The sequence below is a fragment of the Polynucleobacter sp. 39-46-10 genome (genome assembly GCF_002282275.1).
Map to the genome: position 1 here is coordinate 1 of NZ_NCJB01000197.1, position 4,446 is coordinate 4,446.

General features: G+C 44.3%; 8 protein-coding genes. 4 read left to right on the forward strand and 4 right to left on the reverse strand.

Going from position 1 to position 4,446, the window contains the following annotated elements:
• The coding region (locus B7X71_RS12400) for a sulfite exporter TauE/SafE family protein (protein ID WP_293600889.1) at positions 1 to 412 on the reverse strand (412 nt) is incomplete at its 3' end.
• A gap of 109 nt (positions 413 to 521) precedes the next feature.
• Between B7X71_RS12400 and B7X71_RS12405 the strand changes: the two genes are divergently transcribed.
• Genes B7X71_RS12405 through B7X71_RS12415 form a run of 3 tightly spaced genes read left to right on the forward strand, consistent with a single transcriptional unit; the run spans position 522 to position 1,880 of the window.
• A complete protein-coding gene (locus B7X71_RS12405) occupies positions 522 to 1,052 on the forward strand; it encodes a GNAT family N-acetyltransferase (RefSeq protein WP_293600890.1) in 531 nt (176 codons plus the stop codon).
• Between the two features lie 8 nt (positions 1,053 to 1,060).
• Positions 1,061 to 1,603 (forward strand): isochorismatase family protein, encoded by a 543-nt coding sequence (locus B7X71_RS12410; RefSeq protein ID WP_293599126.1) that lies wholly within the window; start codon positions 1,061 to 1,063, stop codon positions 1,601 to 1,603.
• Between the two features lie 58 nt (positions 1,604 to 1,661).
• A complete protein-coding gene (locus tag B7X71_RS12415) occupies positions 1,662 to 1,880 on the forward strand; it encodes a hypothetical protein (RefSeq protein ID WP_215387264.1) in 219 nt (72 codons plus the stop codon).
• A gap of 6 nt (positions 1,881 to 1,886) precedes the next feature.
• Here the strand turns inward: B7X71_RS12415 and B7X71_RS12420 are convergent, their stop codons facing one another.
• Together B7X71_RS12420 and B7X71_RS12425 are read right to left on the reverse strand one after the other, a co-directional pair.
• A complete protein-coding gene (locus B7X71_RS12420) occupies positions 1,887 to 2,189 on the reverse strand; it encodes a 4a-hydroxytetrahydrobiopterin dehydratase (protein WP_293599127.1) in 303 nt (100 codons plus the stop codon).
• Positions 2,182 to 2,916 (reverse strand): 16S rRNA pseudouridine(516) synthase, encoded by a 735-nt coding sequence (locus B7X71_RS12425; RefSeq protein ID WP_293599128.1) that lies wholly within the window; start codon positions 2,914 to 2,916, stop codon positions 2,182 to 2,184. The genes B7X71_RS12420 and B7X71_RS12425 overlap by 8 nt, the downstream gene beginning before the upstream one ends.
• 101 nt (positions 2,917 to 3,017) lie before the next feature.
• On the opposite strand from B7X71_RS12425, the gene B7X71_RS12430 reads away from it, so the two are divergent.
• Positions 3,018 to 3,560 carry a DUF2889 domain-containing protein gene (locus B7X71_RS12430; protein ID WP_293600891.1) on the forward strand — a complete coding sequence of 181 codons (543 nt, stop codon included), beginning with the start codon at positions 3,018 to 3,020 and terminating at the stop codon, positions 3,558 to 3,560.
• On the opposite strand, the gene B7X71_RS12435 is transcribed toward B7X71_RS12430, so the two are convergent.
• Entirely contained in the window at positions 3,557 to 4,324 is a 768-nt protein-coding gene (locus B7X71_RS12435; protein WP_293600892.1) for an SDR family oxidoreductase, read from the reverse strand. The genes B7X71_RS12430 and B7X71_RS12435 overlap by 4 nt on opposite strands.
• Positions 4,325 to 4,446: the final 122 nt, after the last annotated feature.

The following is a 4,446-nucleotide window of genomic DNA, read 5'->3' on the forward strand; positions in this document are numbered from 1 at the left end:
GGAATGGCTTAGCCTCTTGCAAATTCAAACGCGACATTACTAGGTTCTGAATTAAAAATAATAAGGTGAAGATTCCAATTGAGAGTGAAAGAATTTTGGGGGTAATCACTGAGAAAAAGAGGTAGCCCAACAACATGCCAAATGCAGCAGGTAGCAGAACTAACTTTAAGATTCGCCAATCGGCATTTTTCAAAAATCTCCTCAAGCCCACCAAATCAATCGCAATTAACAGTGGTAATAAGATAGCTAAGGCTTCATGAATGCTGGACTGACTTGCCATTAGCGGCAATGACAGCACTCCCAAGCCTGCACCAAAGCCACTTTTGGAGATGCCCACAATGACGACGCTGATAGCAGCCAATATAAAAAAGACTGCAGAGTGGTCATTAAAGGCCTGAGCCAATGAAATCATGAGGGATTGCCATGTCAGATAGGGCGGAATTCTATTTTAGAGCCAAAAGGCTGTAGCTTCTCGCTTAAAAAGGTATCCTGAAGAATCGAGTCTCGACTACCTCCAGCTTATGAAGACAGCAATCCCATTTCCCAGCAAGGCTTATATGCTTGACAGTGGTGAACACTATCTGATTCGCCCCATCCATTCAGATGACCGGGATCGAATCATTGAGCTATTCAATCACCTCTCACCTGAAAGTCGCTACCTCCGATTTGCCCACGCAATCTCCAAACTGCCAGATGCCTTTCTGGATGACATTTTGCATTTAGACTATGCAAAAGAAATGGCTCTAGTTGCAGTCATCCCAAGTCAAGAAGGTGACGAGGAGATTATTGGTATTTCACGTTATGTGACTCCACCCAATAAAAACGTTTGTGAGTTCTCGCTTAGCGTAAGTGATCACTATGCAGCACATGGAATTGGGACACATTTGATGCTTGACCTAATCGCATATGCAAAAGAAAATAAATTACAAGAAATGCTTGGGTATGTCTTGAGCAAGAATCTAAAAATGTTGCATCTGGTTTCTGAGTTGGGTTTTCAAGTTACCAATCTTGATGATGATCCCGACTTTAAAACCGTCAGCCTTCTACTGTGAGCCCAATAATGAAAATATCCCATCAAATTCATGCAGAGTCATCTACCCTCATCCTGATTGATTTACAGGGGCGTCTGATGCCCGCAATTGATCAAGGTGAGTCGGTGCTAAATCAATGTATCCGTAGCGCGAAAATTGCCCAACTTCTCGGAATTCCAATCATTGGTACAGAACAAAGCCCAAAGAGCCTAGGAAGCAATATTGAATCTATAAAGTCTTTTTGCAGTCAAACAATCAGCAAAGAGCATTTCAATGCATGTGCAGATGGCCTTACAGCAGCCATTCCGACCAATCGCCAGCAATGCATTCTGATGGGATGCGAGACTCATGTGTGCTTAATGCAAACCGCACTGAAATTAATCGATGAGGGTTATGACGTATCTATAGTAGTGGATGGGGTTGGCTCACGCCGAGCACTCGATAAACAAATCGCTCTTGATCGACTGAGTACTGCTGGAGCCAGACTGATTACTGGAGAGATGTTGGGATTTGAGTGGCTAAAGAGTGCTCAAAATCCAGCCTTCAAAGAAGTTCTAGCCCTACTGAAATAATAGCGCTGGGCTAGCGAGAGTTTATTTGCTATTCTTCAGCATCACTTAAAGGATTCTTATGACGAACGACACTCAAACCCAAAACGACGAAGATTTTGACTATGGGTGCGAATGCGCCATGACACTCTTAAATGAGCCCACAGAAGATTGTCTAAACGACCTGATTGATGAGCTCGATGAAGATGGCATGATCGCCACTGAAGTGGTTTATGGTCTATTGGCAACCATTCTCATGAGCATTAGCTCGGAAGATGAAGAGGATGAAGAAGTTCAGTAAGAGGAACTAAGCCTGAACTTGCAAAGCATATCGATCCATGGCACTTGCCATGGCGATATCGAGTTCAGTCAAAGCTTTCATCGAATGGGTGCTTAAGCGCACTGATACTCGGTTCCAAGAGTTAGACCAATCTGGATGATGATCCAACTCCTCCGCCTTATTGGCGCTCAGGGTCATAAACTCAAATGCCGCTTTGAAATCCCGGAATACAAATAGTCGCTCTAGCTCTTGAGTAGCCAGGTTAACCTGCCAATCGGGCACTACTTTTGCAAAGTCAAAATCATTTGCAAGGAGTTTAGGTTTAGACAATGGGAGCATCCACACTCTTAGACAGCTTCTGTAAATCTTCTGGATAAAGCCAACGCCACTCACCTTCCCTCAAATCGGCAGGCATACGGTATTGCCCGATTTCAGTACGATGCAGCTTAGCAACATGATTACCTACAGCAGCCATCATTCTTTTGACTTGATGGTAGCGGCCCTCAACTATAGTCATAGCCAAAACATTTTCACTAAGCTGTTTGCAAGCCGTCGCAAAACAGGGTTTTGGGTCATCATCCAGTACAACGCCACTTAATAAGTGATCCATCTGCTTTTGAGTAATAGGCTCAGGGGTAGTAATCTCATAGACCTTACCAATATTCTTCTTTGGCGTAGTCATCTTATGAATAAACTGGCCGTCATCCGAAATCAAAATAAGGCCAGTAGTATCAAAGTCTAAGCGGCCGACACACTGTAATCCTCGCTCTACAAATGGCTTTGGTAACAAACTGTAGACGCTGGGGTGATGCGTAGTTTTATGAGAGCACTCATAGTTTGGGGGCTTATTAAAAGCGATATAGGCTTTTTCATGAAACTCCCAATCTTTGCCTTCCACGTTCAGCATCAAACCCTCAGTCGCAATACGCTGCTCTGGATCTTCCGCCAAAACACCATTAACTTTCACTAGCTCGGCATAGACTAAATCGCTGCAATAGCGCCTAGTGCCAAATCCTTGGCTAAATAATATTTTTTCGAGAGAAATTGGTTTTGCCATGTCATGCCGAGAATACTACAAAGTAGGCTGACTCTGCGACCGCAAAATGAAGTCGTTATGATGGATGCATACCGTCTCTTAGCCTCTTACTTATTGCCGCCATGCTCTCAACTCCAGCAAGCAGAAATCCACTCCATACTCGTGAAATTACTTTCCAGGGCTATGCCCGAGAGGATGGCTTATGGGACATAGAAGCCCATCTACGAGACTTTAAATTTCACCCCTTCACTACCGGTGGGAAAACCTGGGAGCCAGGCCAAGCATTTCATGACATGTGGGTTCGTATTACCGTGAATACGGAATTAGTAATCCTAGCAATTGAGGTGTCCATGGACAGCCATCCGCATCCAGAATGTCCTCAAGTAATCCCTCCAATGGATGCGCTGATTGGTGCGCGCCTTGGTAAAGGTTGGCGCAAAACTATTAATGAACATCTTGGAGGAATTAAGGGCTGTACACACCTACGAGAGCTTCTCAGCAATATCGCTACCGCTGCCTTTCAATCAATTCCTGGAGCCCTCTTTGATCCGGATGACAACAAGCCACCGCTATATTTGGGAACTTGTAAATCTTGGGACTTTGACGGACCAGTAGTAATGCGCGTCTATCCCAAGTTTTACAAATGGAAAGCTTCACCCAGTTAAGTATTGCGGTGCACCACTGTGCCAGCAAAGGATTGCTGTACAGGCATCACCTCCAAGATATTAATATTGACATGGCTAGGCAATGTCGCCGACCAATAAATTGTCTCAGCAATATCATCCGAACTTAGTGCTTGAACGCCCTCGTAAACTTTTTCCGCCCTATCATGATCACCCTTAAAGCGCACATTTGAATACTCAGTACCTGCGCTTAAGCCTGGCTCTATACAAGTAACACGTAATGCAGTTGCCGCTAAGTCAGCACGTAAATTCAAGCTAAACTGATTCACAAATGCTTTGGTTGAACCATATACATTACTGCCAGGGTAAGCATAAGAACCAGCAACCGAACCAATGTTAATAATATGACCACAATTACGCTCCACCATTCCAGACAAGAAAGCACGCGTCATATGCACCAGTCCCTTAATATTGGTATCAATCATTCGGTCCCAGTCTGAGAGAAAGGCTTGATGCGCTGGCTCCAAACCTAAAGCTAATCCAGCGTTATTCACCAATACTGTTACCGCAGCAAAATCTGCCGGTAATGTTGCGGCAAGACCATCAACCTGTTCGCTGTCACAAACATCCACAGCCAAGGTGAGTAATTTTTTTTGCTGCTCTAGAGGAAGGGATGCTTTTAAGGCTTCCAAGCGCTCTGCCCTTCTGCCTGCAGCAATTACTTTATGACCATGAGCCAGAAAATGCCTCGCAGTTGCCTCTCCAAAACCAGCAGTAGCGCCAGTTACCAAAACGGTATGTTCCATAATTTCCTACTTATTTTTTGTTATTGACTGATTCATTTATATTACTGCGTATATGGCATTGTTGCGGATTTTCACCCACACCCTGACTTCATTGATTCTGCTGGGATTAATGGAAGGGGTTT

Excerpts from the sequence above, each read along its gene's own strand:
- B7X71_RS12405 (WP_293600890.1), top strand. The coding sequence starts at position 522 with ATGAAGACAGCAATCCCATTTCCCAGCAAGGCTTATATGCTTGACAGT.
- B7X71_RS12410 (WP_293599126.1), top strand. The coding sequence starts at position 1,061 with ATGAAAATATCCCATCAAATTCATGCAGAGTCATCTACCCTCATCCTG.
- B7X71_RS12415 (WP_215387264.1), top strand. The coding sequence starts at position 1,662 with ATGACGAACGACACTCAAACCCAAAACGACGAAGATTTTGACTATGGG.
- B7X71_RS12425 (WP_293599128.1), bottom strand. The coding sequence starts at position 2,916 with ATGGCAAAACCAATTTCTCTCGAAAAAATATTATTTAGCCAAGGATTT.
- B7X71_RS12430 (WP_293600891.1), top strand. The coding sequence starts at position 3,018 with ATGCTCTCAACTCCAGCAAGCAGAAATCCACTCCATACTCGTGAAATT.
- B7X71_RS12435 (WP_293600892.1), bottom strand. The coding sequence starts at position 4,324 with ATGGAACATACCGTTTTGGTAACTGGCGCTACTGCTGGTTTTGGAGAG.